The 23,476-nt window shown below is 67.1% G+C and carries 18 protein-coding genes and 4 pseudogenes; 10 read left to right on the plus strand and 12 right to left on the minus strand.

Features of this window, described 5'->3' with window-relative positions; all coding sequences use genetic code 11:
* The first annotated feature begins 168 nt into the window (after window positions 1–168).
* Together M8I34_RS38510 and M8I34_RS38515 are read left to right on the plus strand one after the other, a co-directional pair.
* On the plus strand, window positions 169–1,653 hold the full coding sequence (locus M8I34_RS38510) for an MFS transporter (RefSeq protein WP_250057685.1): 1,485 nt from the start codon (window positions 169–171) through the stop codon (window positions 1,651–1,653).
* 427 nt (window positions 1,654–2,080) lie between these two features.
* The gene (locus tag M8I34_RS38515; protein ID WP_250057687.1) at window positions 2,081–2,878 is read left to right on the plus strand and encodes a hypothetical protein; all 798 of its coding nucleotides are present in this window, start codon (window positions 2,081–2,083) and stop codon (window positions 2,876–2,878) included.
* Window positions 2,879–3,645: 767 nt separating this feature from the next.
* Here M8I34_RS38515 and M8I34_RS38520 read toward each other — a convergent pair.
* Window positions 3,646–4,860 (minus strand): erythromycin esterase family protein, encoded by a 1,215-nt coding sequence (locus M8I34_RS38520; protein ID WP_250057689.1) that lies wholly within the window; start codon window positions 4,858–4,860, stop codon window positions 3,646–3,648.
* 48 nt (window positions 4,861–4,908) lie between these two features.
* Here M8I34_RS38520 and M8I34_RS38525 point away from each other — a divergent pair, with 48 nt between their 5' ends.
* The 3 genes and pseudogenes from M8I34_RS38525 to M8I34_RS42080 form a co-directional block, all read left to right on the plus strand.
* Complete coding sequence (locus M8I34_RS38525; protein WP_250057691.1) at window positions 4,909–5,550, plus strand: hypothetical protein; 642 nt, start codon at window positions 4,909–4,911, stop codon at window positions 5,548–5,550.
* A 455-nt stretch (window positions 5,551–6,005) separates the two neighbouring features.
* Window positions 6,006–6,380: a hypothetical protein gene (locus M8I34_RS38530; protein ID WP_250057693.1), complete on the plus strand. Its 375-nt coding sequence runs from the start codon at window positions 6,006–6,008 to the stop codon at window positions 6,378–6,380.
* A gap of 84 nt (window positions 6,381–6,464) precedes the next feature.
* Window positions 6,465–6,624: pseudogene (locus tag M8I34_RS42080) on the plus strand (IS701 family transposase); the annotation flags it as partial.
* A 258-nt stretch (window positions 6,625–6,882) separates the two neighbouring features.
* On the opposite strand, the gene M8I34_RS38535 reads toward M8I34_RS42080, so the two are convergent.
* Window positions 6,883–7,062, minus strand: coding sequence for a hypothetical protein (locus tag M8I34_RS38535; protein WP_250057695.1), 180 nt, complete (start codon window positions 7,060–7,062; stop codon window positions 6,883–6,885).
* 615 nt (window positions 7,063–7,677) lie between these two features.
* Here M8I34_RS38535 and M8I34_RS38540 point away from each other — a divergent pair.
* Window positions 7,678–8,088 carry a DUF6207 family protein gene (locus M8I34_RS38540; protein ID WP_308372780.1) on the plus strand — a complete coding sequence of 137 codons (411 nt, stop codon included), beginning with the start codon at window positions 7,678–7,680 and terminating at the stop codon, window positions 8,086–8,088.
* Between the two features lie 73 nt (window positions 8,089–8,161).
* Here the strand turns inward: M8I34_RS38540 and M8I34_RS38545 are convergent, their stop codons facing one another.
* Window positions 8,162–8,857, minus strand: a complete 696-nt coding sequence (locus M8I34_RS38545) for an alpha/beta fold hydrolase (RefSeq protein WP_250057697.1) — start codon at window positions 8,855–8,857, stop codon at window positions 8,162–8,164.
* A 689-nt stretch (window positions 8,858–9,546) separates the two neighbouring features.
* Between M8I34_RS38545 and M8I34_RS38550 the strand changes: the two genes are divergently transcribed.
* Window positions 9,547–10,176: an HNH endonuclease family protein gene (locus tag M8I34_RS38550; protein WP_250057698.1), complete on the plus strand. Its 630-nt coding sequence runs from the start codon at window positions 9,547–9,549 to the stop codon at window positions 10,174–10,176.
* A 479-nt stretch (window positions 10,177–10,655) separates the two neighbouring features.
* Here the strand turns inward: M8I34_RS38550 and M8I34_RS38555 are convergent, their stop codons facing one another.
* From M8I34_RS38555 to M8I34_RS38575, 5 genes and pseudogenes are all read right to left on the minus strand, one after another.
* Window positions 10,656–10,841 (minus strand): hypothetical protein, encoded by a 186-nt coding sequence (locus M8I34_RS38555; RefSeq protein ID WP_250057699.1) that lies wholly within the window; start codon window positions 10,839–10,841, stop codon window positions 10,656–10,658.
* A 429-nt stretch (window positions 10,842–11,270) separates the two neighbouring features.
* On the minus strand, window positions 11,271–11,753 hold the full coding sequence (locus M8I34_RS41760) for a DUF6196 family protein (RefSeq protein WP_374211049.1): 483 nt from the start codon (window positions 11,751–11,753) through the stop codon (window positions 11,271–11,273).
* Window positions 11,754–11,894: 141 nt separating this feature from the next.
* Window positions 11,895–12,306, minus strand: a pseudogene (locus M8I34_RS42085) (IS701 family transposase); the annotation flags it as partial.
* Window positions 12,307–12,419: 113 nt separating this feature from the next.
* The gene (locus M8I34_RS38570) at window positions 12,420–13,337 is read right to left on the minus strand and encodes an endo-beta-N-acetylglucosaminidase H (protein WP_250057713.1); all 918 of its coding nucleotides are present in this window, start codon (window positions 13,335–13,337) and stop codon (window positions 12,420–12,422) included.
* A gap of 192 nt (window positions 13,338–13,529) precedes the next feature.
* Window positions 13,530–13,730: a hypothetical protein gene (locus tag M8I34_RS38575; RefSeq protein WP_250057700.1), complete on the minus strand. Its 201-nt coding sequence runs from the start codon at window positions 13,728–13,730 to the stop codon at window positions 13,530–13,532.
* 92 nt (window positions 13,731–13,822) lie between these two features.
* Between M8I34_RS38575 and M8I34_RS38580 the strand changes: the two are divergent.
* Window positions 13,823–13,951 (plus strand): annotated as a pseudogene (locus tag M8I34_RS38580) (IS5/IS1182 family transposase); the annotation flags it as partial.
* 243 nt (window positions 13,952–14,194) lie between these two features.
* On the opposite strand, the gene M8I34_RS38590 reads toward M8I34_RS38580, so the two are convergent.
* Window positions 14,195–14,620 (minus strand): contact-dependent growth inhibition system immunity protein, encoded by a 426-nt coding sequence (locus M8I34_RS38590; protein WP_250057701.1) that lies wholly within the window; start codon window positions 14,618–14,620, stop codon window positions 14,195–14,197.
* A gap of 1,387 nt (window positions 14,621–16,007) precedes the next feature.
* Between M8I34_RS38590 and M8I34_RS38595 the strand changes: the two genes are divergently transcribed.
* Window positions 16,008–16,265 (plus strand): hypothetical protein, encoded by a 258-nt coding sequence (locus tag M8I34_RS38595; RefSeq protein ID WP_250057702.1) that lies wholly within the window; start codon window positions 16,008–16,010, stop codon window positions 16,263–16,265.
* Window positions 16,266–17,388: 1,123 nt separating this feature from the next.
* The gene (locus tag M8I34_RS38600) at window positions 17,389–17,607 is read left to right on the plus strand and encodes an EF-hand domain-containing protein (RefSeq protein ID WP_250057703.1); all 219 of its coding nucleotides are present in this window, start codon (window positions 17,389–17,391) and stop codon (window positions 17,605–17,607) included.
* A 356-nt stretch (window positions 17,608–17,963) separates the two neighbouring features.
* Here M8I34_RS38600 and M8I34_RS38605 read toward each other — a convergent pair.
* The 3 genes and pseudogenes from M8I34_RS38605 to M8I34_RS38620 form a co-directional block, all read right to left on the minus strand.
* Window positions 17,964–18,206, minus strand: a pseudogene (locus M8I34_RS38605) (ISL3 family transposase); the annotation flags it as partial.
* 1,161 nt (window positions 18,207–19,367) lie between these two features.
* On the minus strand, window positions 19,368–19,730 hold the full coding sequence (locus M8I34_RS38615) for a peptidase inhibitor family I36 protein (protein ID WP_250057705.1): 363 nt from the start codon (window positions 19,728–19,730) through the stop codon (window positions 19,368–19,370).
* 515 nt (window positions 19,731–20,245) lie between these two features.
* On the minus strand, window positions 20,246–22,984 hold the full coding sequence (locus M8I34_RS38620; RefSeq protein ID WP_250057707.1) for an AAA family ATPase: 2,739 nt from the start codon (window positions 22,982–22,984) through the stop codon (window positions 20,246–20,248).
* Window positions 22,985–23,476 lie beyond the last annotated feature (492 nt).

Raw genomic sequence — 23,476 nt, forward strand, 5'->3', positions numbered from 1 at the left:
GCCGCGGCCGGCCGACGCAGGCATCCCGCCGCCTCAGGCAGAGCCCCGAGCGCCACAGCCTGCCCACAGGTGACCGTTATGCGGACACCCACGCCGACGGGACCCGGATGCTGCCTACGATTCCGCGGTACGCCCCTGCACCACCTGCACCAACACCGGAAAGCCCCCGTGAGCTCCACCTCCCCCCTGCCGGCCAGCCCGCCGCAGGAGACCGAATCCGGCACGGTGCTGATCCGCACGGCGGCCGATGTCTCCGATCTGGTCAACTCGGGCACGGCACGCGGCCGACACGCCAAGATGATCGTGATCATCGCGCTCGGCGGCATCTTCCTCGACGCGTACGACCTGAGCTCCCTCGCGTACGGATTGCCCGACATCACGAAACAGTTCGGCCTCAGCTCCACCGCGGCCGGCCTGGTCACCGCCTCGATCAGCGTCGGTTCGCTGGTGGGCGCCCTCCTCGGCGGCTGGCTGGTGGACCGCGTCGGCCGTTACCGGGTCTTCATGGCCAACATGCTCTTCTTCGTCGTCACCGCGCTGGTGTGCGCGGTGGCGCAAGATGCGTGGACGCTGATCCTCGCCCGCTTCGTGATGGGCATCGGCGTCGGCATGGACATTCCGGTCGCCATCGCGTTCCTCGCCGAGTTCTCCCGTCTGAGGGGCAAGGGCAGCAAGGGCTCGCGGACCGCAGCTTGGTCGCCCGCCTGGTACGCCGCGACCAGCGGCTGCTACCTGGTGATCATGCTGTTGTACTTCCTCCTGCCGGACGCCCAGTTGGGCTGGCTGTGGCGGTTCACCGTCGGATTCGGCGCGGTGCCCGCAGTGATCGTGCTGCTGCTGCGCCGGCGCTACATGAACGAGTCCCCGACCTGGGCCGCCGACCAGGGTGATCTGGAGAGCGCGGCGAGGATCCTGCGGGAGTCGTACGGCGTGGACGCGCGCGTCGCCGACGGCGTGCCCGCGAAGGCGCCCCGCCCGCCCCGGCCCGGCCTGGCCTCGTACGCACGGCTCTTCAGCCCGCCGTACCGTGCGCGCACCCTCCAGTCGGTGACGGTCGGCGTGGCCGAGACCTTCGGCTACAACGCGGTCGCATTCGGGCTTCCGATCATCATCGCCACGCTGATGGCCCAAGGCCCGCTGACCACGATCGCGTCCTCCTTCACCCTGAATCTCGTCTTCGCCCTGACCGGCGGACTGCTCGGCATCCGCTGGGCGGCGACCCGGGGCGCCTGGCCGATGATGACGCTGGGATTCGCGATCCAGTTCGTCGCCATCGCGGTGCTCGGCCTCATCGGCGAACCCTCGGGGACGGCCGTCGTGACGGCGGGGATCCTGATGCTCGGCGCCTTCATGTTCGCCCAGGGCTTCGGCCCGGGCGCACACATCATGAGCTACGCGTCACTCGGCTTCCCGACGTCGATGCGCGGCGTCAGCATTGGCTTCAACCAGGCAGTGCTGCGACTCGGCTCGACGTTGACCCTCTTCTTCTTCCCCGTCCTCAGCAGCGGCCTCGGCACGGATCTGTACTGGGTCATCCTCATTGCGCCCGTCCTCGGTCTGATCGCGCTGCTCGTGAAGCGCTGGGAACCCGTCGGTTTCGACGCGGACGCGGAGGAGCGGGCACGGCTCGACGCCGAGTCTTCCGTTGGCTGATACCGAGGCCACCAACCCGGGTCATAACGGTGACGACGAAGGCCGAGCAGTGTCAGCGGAGGCTGCGTGGCCCAGTTCACTTCTGTGGTGGTTATCGGGCGGGTCCGACGACGGTCGACCCACCACGCTTGATCTCATTTCCCGAACAGACCGGCATCGGACCGGGCATCAATTTGCCTGACCTGCATGGTTTGCACGTCTTTGGTGTGCCAACGTCGAGTCTGGCATGACTGGCCAGGCGAAGGGACGGACGGCAGTGGGATTACGCAAGGGCAGGTGGGGAGTGGCGATCGCCGTGGTCGCGGCGGCGGCCGCGGGGGTCGTGCTGCTCGGACCCGGTGCCGCGGGGCCCGGATCCGGGCCGAAAGCGTCGTTCGCGCTCCGCTCCCATGAACCGCAGGTGGTCGTGGGTGATTACGATGCACCAGTGCCGCTCCTGACGCCCGCGTTCAAGAACACCGGGCCCGAATCGGCCTCCCGCGGCGTCGTCCTGCGGGTGTCGATCACCAACGCGCAGATTGATGACACCGCTCCATCACACCGCAACTGTTACTACTCGGACGACTACCGCACGGCGTTCTGCGAGTTCCCGGGCGCCGTACCCGTGGGATCCGCCTTCGCGACGACCGAGCCGATCGCGGAGCGCATCAACACCCACTACCACGAGCTCGAAGCGGCATACACATACGCCGTGTGGCCATTGGACAGCCCTCCACCGCACACCCCGGACTACAAGGCGCACTACCACCGGGGCACGGGTGAGGCGCTCGGCCTGAAGCCAACGACCCTCAGCGCCGGCAAGCGCGGCGGTGAACTGCGCTTCCGCTGGAAGGCGTTGGAGGGGCCGGCGGACTGGTCCGTCAACGGTCTCACGATCCGCGGCAGGATCGGTGATGAGGTCGAGGTGGACGTCCCGCAGCCCCAGGGCACACCGGGACCGGGCCCGACACGGATGCGTATCGAACTCCCACCGGGCACCTCACTGGCCAAGCTCACACAGGAGGTGCGGGAATCGAAGCCATCCGAAGTGGACTACTGCTCGCGGGATGACAAGGACGGGAACATCTACTGCACCAACGTCAACTGGAACGTCCTGCGGGTGCGGATCGACCATCGGGTCGATGGTGGCGAGGGGCGGATCTCGGTGCCCGAGCCGTTCAACGGGGACACAGACCCAGCCGACAACTCCGTCCCTATCAAGGTTGAGATCACTGGTACCGCATAGGCGGACCACGCGGTGCCACTGGTATCCGGCGGGCAGGGCACGGCAGGCCGACAGAGCTACCAACGGCGTCGTCGCGGAATTCGGGTCCGCCGGGATGCTGGGGCACACGGCACGCCATGGAGTCCAGGCTCACCACGCTCCAGTCGACCCGACCATCCAGAAGGGTGGTCGGCAAAATCAGATGGAGGGGGCCGCTCAACCTTTTGCTGGCACGAACGTGCTGATGCGCAACCTTCGGTGGCAGTGATCAAGGTTCGTTGTCACCGGACACAAACGGTCAAAATCGCCTGTCAGAGGTCACCTGCGATGCGCGTAATACCGCACGCGCGAGCGAAACCTCTCCTCTGCTCGACGATGTGGAGCGGCTGAAGGTGTGACTGGGCGGGATAGCTGTCAGTTGGGCGAGGCGTCTGTCACTGGCCGAGGAGGGCGCTTACTGATCTCTTGAGCCGTGACTCGTTAGTTGGAACCTTGCCAAGATTGTGGGAACCGTGACGTGATGACTGAGCGCTTGAGCTGGCCCCTTCGCGGATGAGTTGACCCGCCTGAGCGTCGGGGATGGCCACGAAGGCCCAGCCGTGGTGGCGGGACTCCGGCCTTGATCTCACGGGGCAGGTGTCTGCCTACCCGGGGCGGCAGGCACTGATGATCGTGGCCAGGCATACCAACAGGCGGAGCATGGAGCCTGGACGTGCACGCTCCATGCCTTCTGCCGACCTCGGCGTCGGGTCGATAGTGGGGTGCTGCTCACGGCAACCATCGCACTCTCACGGCAACCATCGCACTGGGGTCACCCGGCGGATGTGGATGAGCACGTCGAATGCATCGGCAAGGGAATCAACGGCGAGGTACTCGTCGGCGTCGCGGGACGGGTCGTAGACGCCGCTGATAACGCGGGCCTTCGCCGGCCCGTCCCATCGGCGACGCACCTCGTCGCGGCGCAGATCCAGCCAGTGGGCGGCCAGATCCGTCTCGCCGAGCCTCGCGTCGATCAGATCTCCGGCCGGCTCCGGGACCACGGCGACACCGAGGTCTCCGTGATGGAATCCGATCGCCACGGAGACGTACTGCGCGCCGTACCACTTGCGCAGCAGACTGCCTTCGCTGGGCTGCGGACCACGCTCGGGAGCCAGCGGGCTGGTCACCGCGGTCGCCGAAGTGTGACCGATCCCATCCCAATAGACTACCCGCAGACCGGTCCGACGCTGGTAGTCGCCGATGGCACCAGCCCATACGGCGACATCGTCCGTGGACAAGCCTCGCCCGGCGACGCTGCGTTCGTGGAAGTCGACGATCATACGCATCCGCTCCAGGATGCTGTCGGCGTGGTCGGCGTCGAACAACGACCGGATCAGCGCGAGCGCGTCGCGGGCATGGTCGGCGAACGGGCGCCCCGGATGCATTCCCCGGGCACGCTGCACATGCTCCGCGGTGTGGTGAGCTGTCCGGATCGGCGCCAGGTGAGACGCCACCTCCGCCAGCCGTTCCGGGGCCGACCCACGTACGTGATCCAGGACGGCGTCGTAGTCCTCGGGCTGCGCCTGGACGGGGTTCACACCGAAGATCCGGACGGGGTCGTTCGGGTGCTCCCGGTTGAACGCCCGGATCCACTCCAATGCCGCGGCCATCTCGACGGTGCGCCAGGGGCGCCAGGCGCCGTCGAGGGCGGATGCGGCACCACCCTCGCCTGCCTGCACGTACCTGTCGAGACCAGCGGCAACGCTGACGCTGTCCTGTATGGCCAGCGCCCGGAACCCGTGTCGCTGGACCAGCCTGCGGAAGAGTTGGTCCCGTACCCCGAAGGTTTCCCGGGAGAATCGCGTGGACTCCCCGATGCCGACGATCGTTGTCGCGGCGGCGATCTTCTCAGCAAGCTCATCGAGCGTGGCGTCGGACAGTGGGCCGACGTCGGCTTGCTGCGGATCGGACGACCCGGTGTGCGAAGGAAAAGAGCCATGAGGAGCGGCGGTGTCGTTTTTCATGCCTCCCAGGCTCCTACCTAAAGTTCAGTTGAGGTCAAGGAGGTTGGTGTGGCCGAGCCTCCGGGTTGGCCCGCGGGGTGTCGGCCGTCACGCCTGCCTGGAGTCAACCACGACGCTCAGGCGGGCCAACTCAGCCGCGAAGGGCCAACTCAAGCGGTCAGTCACAGACGTGGCAGCGCTGGAGCTCTCGACGACCACCTGCACGAAGAGACCAAGTTCCTGAAGCAGAGAGCTGCGCTGACAGCCCAGGAACGCGAAGTGCTCGACCGGCTGCACCAGTACCGCAACGCGGCATACCACCGAGACACGCTGGAGCCGGATCTGATCTCAGATCTTGCACTGGCCTACAGGGTTCTGGCCGACGAACTTGTCGGCCGGCACAAACCGATCGCGTGGACGATGGCGTCATCGGACCCAGCTCCAGTAGTGACGCCACAACAGCTCCGGGGCCGACTCGTCGAAGGCGTCGACGTCGATATCAAAGCGATGGCACGCCGGTTCCACGATCACGCAGTGAAGCGTGTGCAGGCCGTCATCGCGGCCGCAGCCACCGCGCAACACTTGTTGGGCGTCAACAGCTCCGAGGAAGTGGACGGCTCGCTCCCAGATGATGACATGGCCCGCATGCTGACCAGCCTCACTGACGTATCCAAGCACCTGTCGTCCTGGGGAACCAGGCGGAGGGATTGAAGTCCAAGACGTCGTCGCTCACCGGTCTGATGATTCCGTTCATCAACCTGGACCGAGCACTCAGCCGCATCGAACCGCCGTCAGGCGCCTCGACATGATCCTGGACTGGTGGGAGCAGCGTCGGATCGATGAACTCCGCGGCAAGTAGCGCCACGCGCACCGGACCGCATGCGGGCTCCTTCAAAGCCATGCCCCCTCTCGCCCGCGCCGGGGCAGCCGCTGCACGCCCCAGCTGGTCAATCGTGCGCCCTGATACGCCTCGGCGAAGCTGTCGCAGTCATTCACCGGGCCAGATCGGCAGTGACCGCCTCTTCGTCGCCCCGGCGTGGGCGTTGAGGCCCAGCAGCGCCGTGCGGCTCGCGTTGAATTCCTGCCACCGTCGGGCACTTCTGCCGCAACTCACCATGTGCTTATGGTGCCTTGAGACCGCAGAGCGCGGTCGAAGGGAGATCCTCATGCCTACGCAGACCAGCCGCGCATCGCACAACCTTCCTCGCTTCGAAGACGCAGAACCGCTCGGCCCACAGGACGCGGAGTTCACCAGGGACATCAAGGCCGTGCTGGAGAAGCACGGCAACCTGGACCGGTTCGGCCTGGTCCTGTTACACGACCACTTCTCGGTCGACAGCGACGAAGTGGCCGTCGAGACGAACGACCCGCAGGCCCGCACACTCCACGTCGAGGTGGAGAAGAAGGGAGAGACCAAGCACGCCCGGCCATCGCAGTGGCGGTTCGTCGCGGAATCCGAGGAGGCGCCCACCGCACAGAGCGACAGCACCCCCTACGAGGTGCTGATGCTGTGCCTGACGCTTGCCTGCGAGGACCGCTGAGGTCGGACGACGCCGGCTGACAGCCCGCACACATGGGGAGGGCTGTACGAGCTCCCACGGGTACAGCCCTCTCTGCGCTTCACCCACCAGGTCCGGCGTATCCCGCAGGCATCGCCACCTGACCTCGGCACGGCTGTCCACGCCTGCCTGACCGTCCTGCATGCTCGCGCACTCGATATAGGGAAAGCAGAAACAGATCCTCCTGAGCTCATCCACCTCAGCTTCTCCGAGATCCGGCACCTGATCACCTGTCTCACCGACCGTTACCAGGATCAATCGCTACGTCCTGCACTGGTCACGCCGGCGACGAAGACGACAACACCAGGCCCGCGTCTTTCACTGCGTACGACGCGGGCACAGCCCTTGAAACCGGCCAACCATCAGCACAAACACCGTTGCAGTCGGCCGTCGCCCAGGCGCTGGGGCTGAACCGGGCCAGGGTGGAGACCGACTGGTGGATCGCCTTCAATCCGCACTTCGGCATTCGCGACGGTGCAGAGGATCAGTCGCCAGGCGAAGTCGAGGCAGGCCTCTCCGTGGACACGTCGGGGAGCGGCTCCACTCCTGGCGCCTTGGCCAGCGGCACTCCACGCAGGCAGAGCAGCACCAGCGCAACGCATCCGCAGACGATTGCGATGTCGGCGACGTTACCCACGAAAGGGCCGTAGTCGATGAAATCCACGACATGCACCCGGCCGAAGCCGGGCTCACGGAAAAGCTGGTCACCCAGGTGAGTGGTCTTGTCGTCGTAGTACGAACGCCAGCTGCCCCCAGTCAGCTTGCAGCCCGTGCCCTACCTTGGCTTCTTGACAGCCTCGGACAGGAGTACTTCCTTACGGGTGTCACAGCCGTCGTGGTCCGCATCCACCCACAGCCGGAACTTGTCCCGCTCGTAGCCGGACCGGGACTCGCGAGCTACCTTCAGCCGTCCTATGGCGACCGTCAGACGCAGGTGCCGTTCTTGCCATCGGAAGCCGAGGCACTCGGGCCCACCGACGGCGTGCTTCGCATCTTGGTGCCCGCTTCCGGGAGTGCACGCGGCCACCGTCAGAACCAACAGCAAGCACGCCAGAGCAGCCAGACGGCAAGAGGAGAACATAGAACCAGCAGGGCAGGTGAAGTCGCATCAGCTCCATGCGTCTACCCACCGCACCAGGGCGCGTCAACCGAGAACCGGAACCGGCCCCCGTACCTCCACAGGCTCCAGCGGTCACAACAGCCCCGGACCACGATCGGGTGACTTCCGCCGCCGCAACCAAATCCCCCGCCGGGAAAGGGCGCATGAAGGGACATAAAGATCTCCGAAGAGCACCTGAGCAAGCCCGGCCTGGTCGTCATCGACATCACCGCCGCCGATGAAGCCACCGCCAAGGAAGCCGCTACGACACTCGGCGGGCTATGGCTCTCCAGCGGCCCCTCCGCCCCCTGGCGCACCCCCGGCCAGGTTCAAACAGCGAATGCTGCGACTCAAACAGAGAAAGCTGCGATGACATCGTCGAGCTCGGCCCCGGACGTGCGATGCAGGGCAAAGCTCGTCAGCCGTTACTCGGCCCCTCCCCCCGGATCGGCCACCACCACCGGCGGAAAACTCTTGTTCAAGGTCTACGTCCTGGTCCCGCCGGGCTGCCTTACGCGGTGGTCGCCGCCTCCGCAGGTCATGCACCCCCGCGTCACCAGCGGTACCAGCGGTACCACCAGCGGCAAGTAAGAGATCGCCTCCGGCCGGCCCGACTCACACCAGCCCTGACCGGCCGCCCGGGGACCGAACCCTCTCGGTGCTGTCACAGGCTCAGCAGCAGGTCCCGGACCGCGGCAGGCCGGGACAGGAACGGGTGGTGGCCTGCGTCGAGTTCGACGACACTGCCGGCCCGACGGGCGAACTCGCGCTGTAGGCGCGGTGGGGTGCCGCGGTCCTGAGCGCAGACGAGGTACGTCGAAGGCACTTGCTGCCAGGCGGCCGCCCCGACCGGCTGCCCGGTCACCTGCACGCTCTGCCGGGCGAGGTGGTCCGCCGCCTGCGCCTGAACCTCGGGGTCACAGTCCTGTAGGAACGTGTCCACGAGCAGCTCGGGTCGGACCCCGAACGTGCCGGCGTCAGGGTCGACGTCGAGGAACGGGGCGGGACTGCCGTCCCCGAAATCCGACAGACTCTGCCCGACCTCGGGCAGATAGCTGGAGACCAACAGCAGGTGGCGCACCGACCCGACGCCCGCCGCAGCCTCCGCGGTAACGACGCCGCCGTAGCTATGGGCGACCACGACGGTCGGCTCGTCGCCGGCCCGCAGCACCTGCCGCACCGCGGCAACATCCTCGGGCAGCCCCGGACCACCGACACCGCCGGGCAGGCCCGACTCACCACAGCTCGGCAGCGCCGGGGACACACTCGGCACCCCCAGCTCCCGCAACAGCTCGGCAGTGCGGTGCCACCACCACGACCCGTCACGCACGCACGCCCCGTGCACGAACACGACTCTCATCGCCACCTCCACATCGGCCTCCCCCGCCTGCCGCCTATGCTCGCCGAACTCACGGCGGTCCGCCCGCGCCGACCGGGGCTTTGACCCCGGCACCTGCTGAACACCCCCTCGCCAACGCTCCCTCAGGGGCGGGCAGCTACCGCATCGACTCCGGCCCCACGCAGCTTGCGGGCGAGGTACCCCATCTCGGGCAGCGTGCCCGAGTAGGCCCCCTGCCAGCACCTGGCCCACGACAGCCTTGGCCTCCGGCAGGCCAACACCGAGGGTAGCGCGCAGCACCCGCATGACGATGACACGCCCCACCGACGGATCCGACACGCGCAACGTGTCCGGCCCGTGGTCAGCAAGCCACCGGTCCCGCAGCCGGCGGGGAGCTCCTGGCCGCAGTCGGCCGTCGTTTACCCGCAGCCCGAGCACACCGACTCCACGTCCCACCGCAACGAGCCCATCGGTCTGGCCGTGGGAGCCTCAGCGCTCCAGCAGCGCCCCGCAGCGCACGCACGGAGCGCTGTACCTGACAGATTCGACGACCGGCGCTTCCCTACCCACCCCTCAATCGCCATGAGGTTATGTGGGGGCGGACCGCTGTGGCGTAGGGATGTGGGTGCTGCGGTATGACTTGCCACTCCCCCAGTGGCAGCCACCGCAATACCGAGCGGCGGCTCACGCCGTGGCGCTATCAACAGATCATGATCAAGACGATTGCCCTCGCCCTCCTGCCGCTGGTCACGACTAGCCCTGCGCAAGCTGCTGGGACACTCAGCCTCCACGACGGTATCGAAGCCCTCCCCCAGGCCGCCGAATCCCGTGACGGCTACGCGCGCACCAAGTTCAAGCACTGGATCGACGAGGACAAGGACGGCTGCAACACGAGGGCGGAAGTCCTCCTCGCCGAAGCCGTCACCCAGCCCACAGTCGGGCCCGGATGCAAAATCACCGGTGGAACCTGGCGCAGCTACTACGACGACACCACCGTCGACGGGCCGTCCGGCCTCGACATCGACCACCTGGTGCCGCTCGCCGGAGCCTGGGACTCCGGCGCCTCCCAGTGGACCACAGCCCGGCGCCAGGCCTACGCCAACGACCTCGGCACCGAACGCTCCCTGGTCGCAGTCACCGCCAAGAGCAACCGCTCCAAAGCCGACCAGGACCCCGCCCAGCGGATGCCTCCGGCCATCGACGCCCAGTGCACCTACCTCGCCGACCGGATGAGCACAAAGCTCCGCTGGTCCTTAACCGTGGACCGCGCTCAGCGCGACACACTGCGCCAGCTCGCTGTCAGCTGCGAGAGCACCGACGCGGAGTTCGAGCGGATGTAGCCAACGCATCCCGTCCTGCTGGAATTCAATCTCGGCTGGCTGCTGGCCTCCAAGCGAACTCACGGGGCCAGCAGGGCGGTGAGTGCCCAGGAGCCGAAGACGGTGAAGGCGGGTGTTGGTCCTGCCAGATGGATCCGACGCGGTCTCGGCCGCCGGGTTGCGGCGGACGATGGCGTTATTCAGCGCGGCCGGGCTCAGACCAATGCAGCGGGACAGGCCCGACGGGGCGGGCCGTAGACCGACACTGCGGGCATGGGTGGCTGCGGGGCCCCGCCATGGGTACGGGCCGAGTCCCTTCAGAACTGGCGTCTGGCGGGAAACGTTCGCCGTGGCGTCTCACTTCCGGGCCCTCGAACGCGACATCCGTTCCTGGCTCGCCGACTGGAACGAACACCACCGACCGTTCGCCTGACAAAATCCGCCGACGAAACCCTCGACAGAGTCGCCGCCTACTGCCACCAAATCTCCGACTCAGGCCACTAGAGGTCCCGTGGCCGCACCAGCATCCGGATCCCGTCCCGCGCCCACAGCACGAACCGTTCCACCGGCGTCACTTCGTGCCCAGGCGCGGGCCGAAAACGTAACTGGTACCGGTGCAGCCCGCCCGCAGCCGCAACGGCGCTCAGCCCGCCGTCCTCCTGGTGCTCGGGTCCGGGGATACGCATAACGGTGCCTCCTGTCCCAAGTCCTGCCCTCGATCGAGTCCGTTCCGAGGGGACCTCAACTCGCCCTCGCATCAGCCAGTTTCTCCCCCCGTCCCCGCTTCCCTACCCCCGCGCGGCGGGTCTCCCGTGACCCCACTGGCCTCGGCAAGCATTTCGCGGATCACGGAGAGGCGTTGCGCGCCGGCACCGGGCTGGTGTCGCGGTGGTCGGGCAGCGCGATGACGGCCTGCGAAGGCATGCGCGCCCGCCCGCGGATCCCTGGGCGGTCGAACGGAGACGACCATGAACCGCTGGCTGGACCGTGCTTCCCCGGGGGCGCAGCATGGTCCGGCCAGCGGGATGATTCCGCACGCGAATCACCGGCTGGCCTAGTACTCCAGCTGTAGATCGTGATCTTCACCGGTTAGGGATCGCCGGCTGCCATGCAGGTCAGCTGACTCGTAGCGTCCTGACAACCGCGATGGCCTGATCCAGCAAGTCGATGGGACAACCCCAGTAGTCATAGATGCCGCCGCGGGCGCGGTTGCTGCCGCAGACAACAAATACGCCGGTCCCCAGCTCAACCTTGAGGTGGGTGGCCAGCCAGCCGACGAAACCGCTGTTGTCCACCTGGTCGGCGAAGTGGAAGGAGAAGATTCCGAAGCGTTCGACGCCGTCGCCCTCCTGGGTGAGCGGGACTAGGCGGCTCCAACTCTCCTGGTCCCGAACGACCGCAAGCGTCTCGCGGGTGAGCCCCGGCGGCTGGTCGGCCGGAGACTCTTCAAAACACCAGACGCCGTCGTGCACGACGAGGTCCGCCTGGGCGATCACACGGCGTAGCCGCTGCTCTGCCTGTTCCGCGGTTTCCATACTCACACTGACCATCAGCGAGACCCCTTGATCCGTGAAGCCGTGATCCCGCCCGGGGATCATCGCGCGATCGCCTCCCTCGTCAGAACGAAGGCTCCTGACAGGGCACAGTTGTCGCAACGCCCTCGCCGTCTCATCTATTTCGCACGCGGCCTTCCTCGTCTCCGGAAGCTCCGACGAGCAAGATGGCAATCTTCCTGCCCCTTGGGCGGCTTGTCGCCGGTAATGGCTGGTGCGTGATCGCTCCTGATGGCGGCGTCGCCGGTCGGACCAGCCGAGTCGGTGGGTCATGTTGTGGAGAGGCTGGACGATGAGGGTGATGAACAGGCGCTGGATCTCGTTGCAGGACAGCGGGACCAGGTCGGCCGGCGCTGGCCGGCGGGCGTGTTCGTTGGCACGGACCACGGCGAGAAAGGCGTGGGCGAGCATGGCGAGGGTGACCCAGCGACTCCAGGAGGGGTAGCGGCGCACCTGGTGCTCATCGAGGCCGGCCAGCCCCTTCTCGCTCTGAAAGGGTCTCCTCGACCCGCCATCTCGACCCCGCAACCCGAACTAGTGTCGTCAGCGGCACCGGTTCGGGCAAGTAGCAGCGGTAGTAGGCGAGTTCAGAGTGACTGGTCAACCCGCACCGCGCCCCCGACATCGTTGTCGAAGGCGCGGCCTGCACGGATCGCGGCCCTACGGGATCAAGCCCCGAGGGAGCGTCGCGCACTGGGGCGTGCGGGCGTCTTACGGCGTGTAGACGGCGTCACTGCCGTGCAGCTCCCTGGTGAACGCGGAGACGTCGGCGCTGCGGTCGGCGCCGTCGAGGTTGTACGTCAGATAGACGCCGTACCCCTCGCTGACGGTGCGGCGGGCGAGGTCGGCGACCGTGCTCTGCGAGGTTCGGCCGATCTCGACGGCCGCCGGCGACAGCTTCGACTTGGGCAGTGCGATGCCGGGGACCTGCCAGGTCCCGTAGTACGGGTTCCAGGCGTAGTCGAACTTGGAGGAGACGTCGACGCCGCCGTAGGAAAGACGCGACGCGGCCGGGCCGATGTTGTAGAGGCTGATGATCTTGCCCGGCATGTTCGCGCGCAGCGCGGTCACCAGGTACACGAACGAGCTGTCGTTGGGCTGGCCGGTGCCGTTGTTGCCGTACTCGGCGTACTCGTCGTCGAAATCGATGCCGTCGAGGCCGTACTTGGCCACGGTGTCCGACAGTTGTTTCGCGAACGCCGAAGCCGCTTGCTGTGACGGGAAGTTGGCGAAGCCCGCGCCCTGGTGGTTGCCGAGCACCGAGAGGACGACCTTGATGCCCTTCTGCTGCAACGGTCGTATCTCCGTGGCGGCGTTGTCGAGGACGCGCTGCACGTTCTCGTTGAAGTACAGATGCGCCGCCTTCGTGCCCATGTCGTAGTTGATGTTCGCCGCGAAGATCACGGCGACGTCGAAGACGTTGCCGCCGCCGTTGGCGAGGCTGTACTTGCCGACGTTCAGCATACTGTTGTTGTTCACCTCGACGTACGCCACCGAGGTCGGCCCCTGTTTCACGGGTGCGGGGACCGCTGCTGCGCCGGTCGTGGCGGTCGCGCCCAAGGCAAGGGCCGCGACGGCCGAGAGCGCGAGCGCGGCCATCCGCACTCTGCTCCGTACCAGAGTGAACATCATTGATCGGTCTCCCATCGCATAGGTCGGCGCCCGACCTGTCCGAAAGCGCCGAGTGAGCCCTCCGAGTTTTCCGCTCCCGTGACCGAATCCCGAGAGTCATGCCCGAACTCTTCACAGCCCCCACGCACGTCGCGCCGCAGCCCGACTAAGGGCTGCCCCGTAACTGCCATTGGCAGTCCGCGCGACGGTCTACGGCCGGAGGCACCGCGCCAGCTCGCCGTACTTCATGCCGCTGGAGTAGAGCGCCCCCTGGTGATTGCGACCCATGAACTTGATGCCTTGAGTACGCCGCTCCACATGGGTCAACCGGAGGATCTGGGTGCCCAACTCGGTCGAGAGCTCCAGGAGGTCGCCGGGCTGGAGATCCTCGGCGAGGACATCGATTGTCATGGCGGGGAGGGTACGACGTGATCGCGGGATGGATCAGCGAAGGGCGACTCTGAGGCGCCTGAGCAAACCGGTCACAGTGGGATGATCTTGTTATGGCTGGTGTGATCACGGCTTCGGAGCCGTCCTGGATAGCCCCGTTCACCGGGCTGGGCCCGCGGCAGTTCGGGAAGCTGGTGACGATGCTGCGGCGCGAGGGTGCGGACGCGGTCCGCAAGGGCCAACTGGTCGAGCGGTGGTTCGCCGAACTCACACAGAAGAAGCTCAAGCGCAGCATCCACCGCTCCGTCCAGGCTCTCGAACGCGACATCCGCACCTGGCTCGCCGACTGGAACGACCACCCCAGGCCCTTCATCTGGGCCAAGAGAGCAGACGAGATCCTCGACAAAATCGCCGCCTACTGCCACCGAATCTCTGGTCCGGATCGTTAGCCCTTTGCGGGTTGCTTCACTCACGCCTTCATCGGGTCAGCGAAGCGATTCGGGCCGCGCGACGAAGCGGGCGAGCTCCTCCGCGGCACCGCGGGGCAGGCCGGCAACTACGGCCTCCGGCAATGTCATGATCACGTTGCTCAGCCGCGCGCCGAGGTCCGGCAGCAAGGACCAGGCCGATGCGGGGGCATGGACGGTGGCAAGCAGCAGGTCGCCCTCGTAGAAGGAGGCGTCGAGCAGCGGCTCCTCAAGCAGCAAGCGCACTGCGAGCGGAAGGACGTACGGCACTGCCACCTGCTGAGAGATGAGGGTGCGCAGATCCGCAGGACCGAGTTCGCCCAACGGAACACGCCGCAAGTCATGCACCCTGCGGACCAAAGAGGTCGAGTCAGAAGCAGGAGGCGCCCAGTCGGGCGGGTCCAGCTCATCGAGCGTCCGGCCGAGGTGCAGCAGATGGTCCATAGGATTCATTCTCGCCGGAACCGGCAGGGAATCTCTGACTCAGGTCACCAGTTCCAGACATTCGGATAGCTCACAGCAAGATCCAGACCATGCACTGACCAACGCTCTCCCGGTGACAGCAGCAGGCACCGTTGTAGCAGGACAGCACCACTACGAGCGTGGTACCCAGCAGGCGAAGAACCTGCTGGTGAGCTACTCGGCGAAGAAGCTGGGGTTCTTCTGGACGCAGCAGGGAGGGCGCCTGAGGTGGACTTATGCCCGGCAGGCACCTCCTCTGCGCGCCGCCATGGCTCTCTGGAAACAGCTGATCAGATCCCCACCCGACTCTCCTCCTGCACTCCCGGTTACAGCCTGCTGTGCTGATTGCTTTGATCAGCGCAACCACATGGCAGCAGGCGGGCAGCGTTGGTTCTCATTACCTGCTCATGGAGGGCTCATCATCTGTCCGGCCGAGATTGACCAGATGACTGTTCAGATTCCTTTCCGTGCCATCGCTTGGATGCGCGTGCTTGCCCTCTCCCTCGGCTGTGCCAGGGCACAGTCGACAAGCCCCACCGCTGCAAGGTGGGCGGCTGTCCGCCCGGCTTCCTTCCGACCATGCTTCAGGGTCACGCATTCACGGACGCCGGGCTCCCCGCCCAGGCGAACTGCACGGTACGGACGACTGCGTGGGGAAGGCGCCTGCCCAGCACCGAACGGGCCCCCTTGCTCGCAGGAGCACCGACGTCACACGGACCGCTGGGGCACGCGATAGGGCGAGTTCGCACGGGATTCGGCGCGTAGGGGACCCGGTGGCGACGCGGGCGGGGAGATGGTGCGCCCTACTGCTCGTCGGACCCGAGGTCATCGGCGGAGGAAAGCAGCGAAGGAACTGAGTGAGCGAATTCGAAGCCACAGGTTGCTCGTCGTCCAGCCAAGTGACCCATTGTCGCCCGGCAGTTGGCCCTGCATGAAGCACCCCGGCCGCTCCCGGCATGGAGCAACCACGCCTTGTTCACCACCGCGTCGGGCAGTTCGGCGTCATGGCTGATGGCAACCGGAGCACCCAGTGGTACGAGGAGGCGCGAAACGCCGTGCCGGCGGATAACCGGGCTCAGTGGTGGCGAGCAGCGACTGGAGGCAGCTCGACGCTGCCCTTCGCACACTTCCTTGCCCGTTACACCCACTTTCCCATACCGCATCCTTGGGGGCGTCCCGGTGTGGGTGTAAAGTCTATATAAGAGGTACACATGTGGCATATCGGACTCTGTCCATGGCGTGACCGCCAGGAGTCGGTTTACCCAGGGGCAGCTCCCGAACTTCCCGCCCCCTGCGGGGACTCGTCGCCGGGTGGCGGGCGGCAAGATCTCTAGCCTGAAGAAGGTGTGGACCTATGTCCACCAATCGTTTGACACGAGCCATCGCTCTGACCGCAGGAGGCCTCCTGCTGGCAGGTGGCGCCGCGGTTGCCACCGCCGGGACGGCGTCCGCCACCCCGACACACGCGCCGGTCAGCTACTCCAGCCACGACGGCGGGCATGACTGGGGCTACTACCACGACCATGGCCGTGGTTACGGCGACTACTACGACTACGGTGACTACGGTGACTACGACGGTTACGGCCTTGGTGGTTACGTGGTCATCATTGGCCTTGGCGGCTACTGACGACCGTCGCCTCCTGTCCGTCCAAGCACGCCGGTGCCCGGGATTGCCTGTCCCGGGCACCCCTAATGCCGCCAAGTGAACTCCGCCAACAAAATGTCAGATTCCATCTGGATCAGCTCCGCTCTTGAGAATGCAATCGAGTGGAGAATTGCGAATTACCGCGGAAAGAGCGAAGAGGAAGTTGGAAATGACTTGGAGTCTGACCGCAGAGCAATAGCCAGGAATTCTGATTTATTCGAAGCGGGCACACCTCCCGTAGCAACAGAGAGTAGCTACAATTCCAATAATAGCGGCGCAGTCCGAGGGAAAGCTCCTCCCGGGCCCATCGGTTGCACGGCACACATCTTCGTCAGTGACGTCACCTCGGACGTAGAGCGTCGACTGGATACACAGGGTGAGACGGACCCACTTCGCACCGAGTGGTCGAGTAGCTACCGACGCCTTTTCATGGCCCCACGACTCTGCCGCGCCTCTGCCCCAACCTGACATCGACTGCCTCACGCGAAAGCGAACCCAAGATGGTGCCGCTTCGTTTCTGCACAGCAGGGAAAAGGCCATTCAGGGATCGGAGGCAGGTAAATTGGCCGGAGGGTCGCCGTCAGGGTGTTGGTCGATCCAAAAATACCAGCGTTTCGAGTCGGGCCCTGGTCCGGATGACGGCAAGGGGAACGGCAGGGGCCGCGACTTCTGGCAGCGCTACAACCCAGACGTGCGGAGCTACGCAGAATGGGATCCGTCGCGTCCACACGTCATGAGCCAACCCTCATCCAGCGCGCCTCTCCTCAGGAGCCGGCCGCTGCGCGCGGTGCGCACTCAGCTCGTTCGGGCTCTTCGTACGTAGTGCGCCGTGCTCGCGCACCTGCCGTACATCGTGGGCGAGCGTGGTGAACGCTGCTGTGATGCACTGCAACTGCGTGGCAGTCAGCTCCAAAGCATGAAGGCCGGTGCGCAGCCTGTCCCAGTCGGCGGCTGGGCGGATGCCTTGGCACCGAGTCGGTCCTCCTGGTCCACGTCGCCGAGCACAAGTCGCTCGGGCACCGCAGTCTGCTGGGGCGCACCCGCGTTGCTCGGGACGGACAGATAATCTGGGCCCGTCAGCGAAGATCACAGAAGGGCGGAGCACATGGCAGACATCATGGAGACGGCGGCGCGGAAGGTCTTCGAGCGCTACAACATCGACGGGGACGGCCAGGTCACCGCGGACGAATACCGCAAGGTCGTGGCGGAGCTGGAGGGCTCGCAGATCACCGAAGCGCAGGCCCAGGAACTGATCGACTCACTCGACACCAACGGCGACCGCCAGATGTCCTTCGACGAGTTCTGGGCCGCCATGAAGGGCTGACCCTGCCGGACCCGACACATGACGGGGTGCCGCAGGCGCTGCGATCCGTTCCCACCACCGCGTAGATCCATCGCGTGGGTTGTGGACGGCGCACAACGAGGCCACGCCCGCACTCCCGCAAAAGCTCAGGCCCGAGAACGACCGCCAGGGCTCCAAGAAGCCAGGAGAGCGGCGGGGATGCGCACGAGGCCAGCAGCGTAGGGATCCTTCTGGTGTCCGCCGTGCCGCATATGGCCGGCACCGCTGCAACGGCTGTGATGCCGAATCGGCGCCCTGACTGCTCAGCAGCCACAGGTGAGTGGTTTAGCGGGCCGAACGGCCTGGAGGGCATGAGCGACGAACCGCGGCCCGGTGTCCCGTACCCGCACCAGCAGCGTCGTGGGGCGGTGCCCGAACGGCTCATGCGCCAGCCGCCGCGTGACTGTGTCGCGCACCACGCCCTCCGACCCGCACTTCCGGCACCACGGATCCGGCTCGGCGACTCGGCACTCGATCACCGCCTGACCCGGCTCAAGGCGTTGCCCGACAGCTGCCAGACCGAGTTCATCGAGACGGCAGAATGTGGTCAGACAGGGCGCGGCGAACATAGCGCGGAGCATGTCGAGGTCTTTCGGATGGGCAGTGTAGGAAGAACTTCCATCCTGGTAGACCTCCACGCCCACCCGCCAACACCCCCGACTTCACCCTCAACTGCGAAGAGCCAGTGTCGAGTCCGCCGACTACAACCACGACTTCGACCCCGAACGCGTCCTCACATACGCCCTCAAATCAGCCATCCCACACATCCGCGATGACCGCGCCCACATCGTCGGGGCAGTTATCGAAACGGTGTCGCCGGCCTGGGTACCACGAAGCCCCAGCCGAGACGGTCCACATCCAGATCCGCGCACGCGACCGGGAACTGGACTGTGTCACCGGGCCCGGGAACCTGGACCTGCCCGGCTCCTCGAATTGATACGTGCCGGATATCGCCGTCATGCCGGCCACGGCCGCGAAGGAAACGGGTGCGCTGCTGCCCGCGGACACGCTGCTTGTCGTGGAGGCACCTCGGAGTCGAACGCAGAGACGGACCGGGTGGTGAAGCGAAAGCGGTACGCGGAGTACGGGGCGCCGCCGCTATACCTGCTGGTCGGCCGTCAGGAGCGGTCCGTGCCGGGCCCCAAGGCCCGCCAGGAGCACGTTCTCTCCATCGTCCAGGCATCTGCCGGCACCCCGCGCCGGACGACGCCAGGAGACCGAGGCCAAGTCATCCGTAATCGACCGAGGCGGAAGAGGTGGAAGAATAAGCGTTAGAATTTATTGAGGTTACGGAATCGGTGGGACGGGATTTCCGGCAGGATGCACAGTGGTACGTCGCTTCCGGTAATCCGTTGGGGCAGTTCCGCTCGGCCTGGAGGCCGAGTAGAACTGCCCCAAGCGGGCTACTTCCAGCGCGGAGCAGACCCACGCTCCACCGCAAGCCGCCTGATAATGCCGAAACTCACCGACATACCCAGGTCGCCGAACTGTGGCTCCAGCCTCGTTCTGGGGCTTCCAACCGATACCGGGTGGGCCGCCGTCGTGGCTGATCGGTAGGCGGCGATGGCAGGCTGAGTGCCCAACGGGGCTCCCTCGCAGACAGTCCGATCTGGTCGAAATTCTGTCCTGCGGGAGCCCCGTCGGCGACCGAGCAGCCCCGGATCAGCGTCCGTTGACCTGTGTCCACCCGGACATGGGACGCTGGTAACGGCGGGGTGTGATGCTCCGGCGGAAAGCCCTGGCTAGCAGGCCTTCCACGAGGAGATCCTGTCGTTGGCTGTCGATCCGACGTTGGGGCGCGAATCGCCTGGACCCACCCTCGCCAGGAGGGAGCCCTTGCCGTTCGAGTTCTGGTAGAAGCAGACGTGGGAACCGGTGCGGTTCCTGAGGGCGGTCGTCCGATCGTTCATGTATTCCCCGACATTGGGACGTTCAGTTCCGGGGACGAAGACGAAACGTCCTTCGTAATTGCTGTTGTCCCAGACGCACACATACTTTTTGGGGCAGCCGTTGGGATCGGCGCTGGCCGGCGTCGCTCCCAGGCCAACCGTCGTTCCTGTCACACACGCTGCCGCGATGACACCGGCCACCAGAGTTTTCTTCATGTCTTTCCGTCTTCCTCTCGTCGATCTGTGTGCCGCAGTTTGCGGTCATCAGGAATTCGTGAGCAGGCCGGGCGGGCAGTCGGTCGGATTCGGCGTAGCTGTGCTGTCCGCCGCAGGTGCCGGATTCCCGGTCCCTCTCCCCGTCGCCCTCGTTCCTGCCCTGCTTTCCTCACCTGGTCGACCCCGGGTACAGCAACGCCAAGAGCGAGGGCATCAACCGGGTGATCAAGCTTGTCGCCCGCGAGCGTTCGGCTTCCGCAACGTCGTTCCCCTCATCGTTCATGGGTGTGCGTCACTTCCCGTCTCGCCGGAGAGACGCAGCACCGTGGTACAGCACCTCTCTGTCAGAACGTCCCGTCCGAGCGTTGTCCGGGGCGGCTGTCCCGGACCTGTGTTCATGCTCGGCGCTGCCGCACCGCGGTCGCATCGGCGAACATCGCCTACACCTCTCGGGCGGGAGGCCGGTGGCGTAGGCGAACATCGCCTATACCTCTTGGCGCACGGCGGCCCGGGGGTCAGGGAAGCTGCATGTCCCTGAGCCGGCGGCGGGAGGTGATGTCCAGCTTGCGGAAGATGTTGCGCAGGTGCGCGTCGATGGTGCGCGGGCTCAAGAACAGCTGCGCGCCGACCTCCTTGGAGGTGGCCCCGGTGGCCACCCGCCGCGCGATGTGCAGCTCTTGGGCGGTCAGCGCATCGGTCGGCCGGGCAGTTGGCTTGTGCGGCCGCTCGCCGGTGGCGCGCAGCTCACGGGCGGCGCGGGCGGCGAATGCCTCTGCGCCCATGCCGGACAGCAGTTCGTGGGCGGTGCGGAGTTGCTCGCGGGCGGCCTGACGCCGGCCTTCGCGGCGCAGCCATTCGCCGTAGACCAGGTGGGCGCGGGCGAGATGGGTCACCATCCGGCAGCACCCAAACCGCTCGATCGCCTCGCGATAGAGCGCCTCGGCGGTCGGCCCGGTGCAGGTCAGCGCTCGCGAGCGCGCCTCAAGACCGAGCGCCCACTGGGTGCCGCTGGCGCGAGTTCGCGAGCTGAGCAGCTCCAGCGCGGCGGCCGCCGGGGCTGGTTCACCGGCGCGGACGGCCGCCTCGATGAGCTCGGGCAGGGCCAGGTTGCTGTGCTCCAGCTCGTCGGAGTCGCTCGGGCCTGCTGCGGCGTCGAACGCGGCGCGGTAGTCGCCCAGGCCGTTGTGCAGCACGGCCAGCGTGTACTGGGCCACGGTGACCACCGCGCTCTCGCCCCGTCGGGTCGCGTCCTGGACCATGGCCGCGTACAGCTCGGAGGTTTTGGCCTGCCGGCCGCGCCAGGCGGCGAGCATGATCTCGGTGATGGTGACGGCCGCCGGCTGGATCGCGGTGGCCTCGGCGACGAGCTCGGCGGCGTGGGCGAGCTCGCCGGTGTGCACGAGCACGACGGCGAAATAGTCCAGCGCGGCGGGCAGCTCGGACAGTGTGCCCGCTTCGCGCGCGAGCCGGACGCGGCGGCCGGCCAGCTCATGCACCGTCTCGTCGTCGAACAGCGCCACCGCGACGCGGCTGGCCAGCCACAGCCAGCGGCGGCTGTCGTCCGCTGCCGCGGTGCGGGGTTTGCGATCGTGGTCGCCGAGCGCCCCCAGTGCCCGCCGCAGGCTGGGCACGCTCGCCTCGTATCCCTGCGTGGCCCTGGTCACCAGCCCGTCGAGCAGCAGGTCCACCACCCCTGGCGGGTGTGGCGGTGTGGGCGCGGCCTGGGCGGCTTCGGCCACCTCCAGCACCCTGCGACCGCGGCCGAAGGAACCAGTGACGACGGCTGCTTCGAGCGCCTGAAGGTAGGTCTGGCGAGCCATCGCGACATCCAGCGGGACGAGCGCCTTGGCCGCGTCCAGCAGCATTCCGGGCACGTCGCCGCTCCGGGTGGTATCGAACGCGATCTGGGCGCGCAGCAGCTCCACCCGGACGCGTCCCAGTGGATCCAGCGGTACGGCCGCCGCAACCGTCAGCAGCTCCAAGGCGGCTTCGGACGCGCCGGCCTGGTGCGCGGCGTGTGCGGCGGCCAGCGCCCGGCGTGCACGGTCGGCGCGTTCGGGGGTCAGCACCACCGCCTGTTCCAAGAACGCGGCCGCGGCGGCCGGCCCGCCGCGGGTCCATGCCCGGCCGGCCAGGCGCTCCAGCTCCACCGCGATCGTCTCGTCGACCCCGAGCGTGGCCTGCGCGCGGTGCCAGGCGCGGTGGTCGGGGTCGGCCTGCGGGTCGGTCGCCGCAGCCAGCGCGCGGTGCACGCGCCGCCGGTCGGACAGTGCGGCGGCACGGTAGACCGCCGAGCGCACCAGCGGATGCAAGAACCGCACCCGGGCGCCGATCTCCAGCAACTCCGCCGCCTTCGCCGGTGCGGCTGCCTCGGCGTCGATGCCCAGGTACTCGGCCGCACCCCGCAGCAGCGCCGTATCGCCCAGCGGCTCAGCCGCCGCGACCAGCAGCAGCAGCTGTGTCTCGGCCGGCAGGCTGCGTGACCGGCGCTGGAAGCTCTTCTCGATCCTGCGCGGCACGCTCAGTGCATCCGGCAGCGCAAATCCACCCGCCAGCTTCGCCGGCTCCGCGCTTCGGGGCAGCTCCAGCAGCGCCAGCGGGTTGCCCCGCGCTTCGGCGATGATCCGGTCACGTATCCGCTCATCCAGCGGTGTCCTGACCCCTGCGGCGAGCAACGCCTGCGCATCCGCTTCACCGAGCCCGTCCAAGCCCAGCTCCAGCAAGCCAGCGAAGGGGTGAGCGTCGCTCGGGTCGGGACTGCGGTCGCGCAGCGCCAGCACCAGCGCCACCCGCTCGGCGTCCACCCGCCGCGCTACGAACGCAAGGGTCTGTGCGGATGCCGCATCCAGCCACTGCGCATCGTCCACCAAGCACAGCAGCGGCCGTTCCTCGGAGACCTCGGCCAGCAGATTCAAACTGGCCAGCCCGACCAAGAAGCGGTCCGGCGGGTCCCCGGCCCGCAGCCCGAACGCCACACCCAGGGCGGCCTGCTGCGGTTCGGGCAGCGCACCCAGCCGGTCCAGCAACGGCGCACATAACTGGTGCAAGCCCGCGAACGCGAACTCCATCTCGGACTCCACACCGGCCGCACGCTCCACCCGGAACCCCGACGCGGCGCCACGGGCATACTCCAGTAACGCGGTCTTACCGATACCGGCCTCACCGCGCACCACCAGCACGCCGCTGCGCCTCGACCGCACGTCCGCGAGTAGCCGTTCGATCGCCCTACGCTCGGCGCGCCGGCCTAAAAGCATCGTTGGGTTCTCCTGTGGGCGTCGGCTGACGATCGTCCGGGCTGATACCCCGTCTGCGTCCCTCTCACGCCCGGCCAACCGAAGCCTGGCGATTCCGTTCCCTGAGGCGATTCGTCGCCTATGCGAAGGCATCTGCCGGACCTGGTCCCTCAGCCTGGACAGTGATGATGAGACCCTGCCCCGGCCGCGTGGACGGTCCGGACACCCGTGTGCCGGGCGCGGTCCCGCAGTGTGACAGCGCTCAAGATTTACGTTCGCATGGTATCCGTCGGCGAGACGCGCATACGAGGTCGTTCGGCGATCCGGACACGCCGTCAGCCCGAGGTCCGAAAGCAGCTTCCGACCTCGCCTGTCGATCTTCGTGCGGCTCCGGCAACGCGGCGAGGTGCGGTGGCCGGCGGCACCTCCGGACAGGGCCTGGGGGGTGTCCGCAAAGTCTCGTCGTCCGCCCGGAGGGCGGGGCTCGCGGCGTCTGGTGCACTGCACTCGCTG

Source organism: Streptomyces sp. MCA2 (genome assembly GCF_023544705.1).
In the GTDB taxonomy this organism is placed as follows: domain Bacteria; phylum Actinomycetota; class Actinomycetes; order Streptomycetales; family Streptomycetaceae; genus Streptomyces; species Streptomyces decoyicus.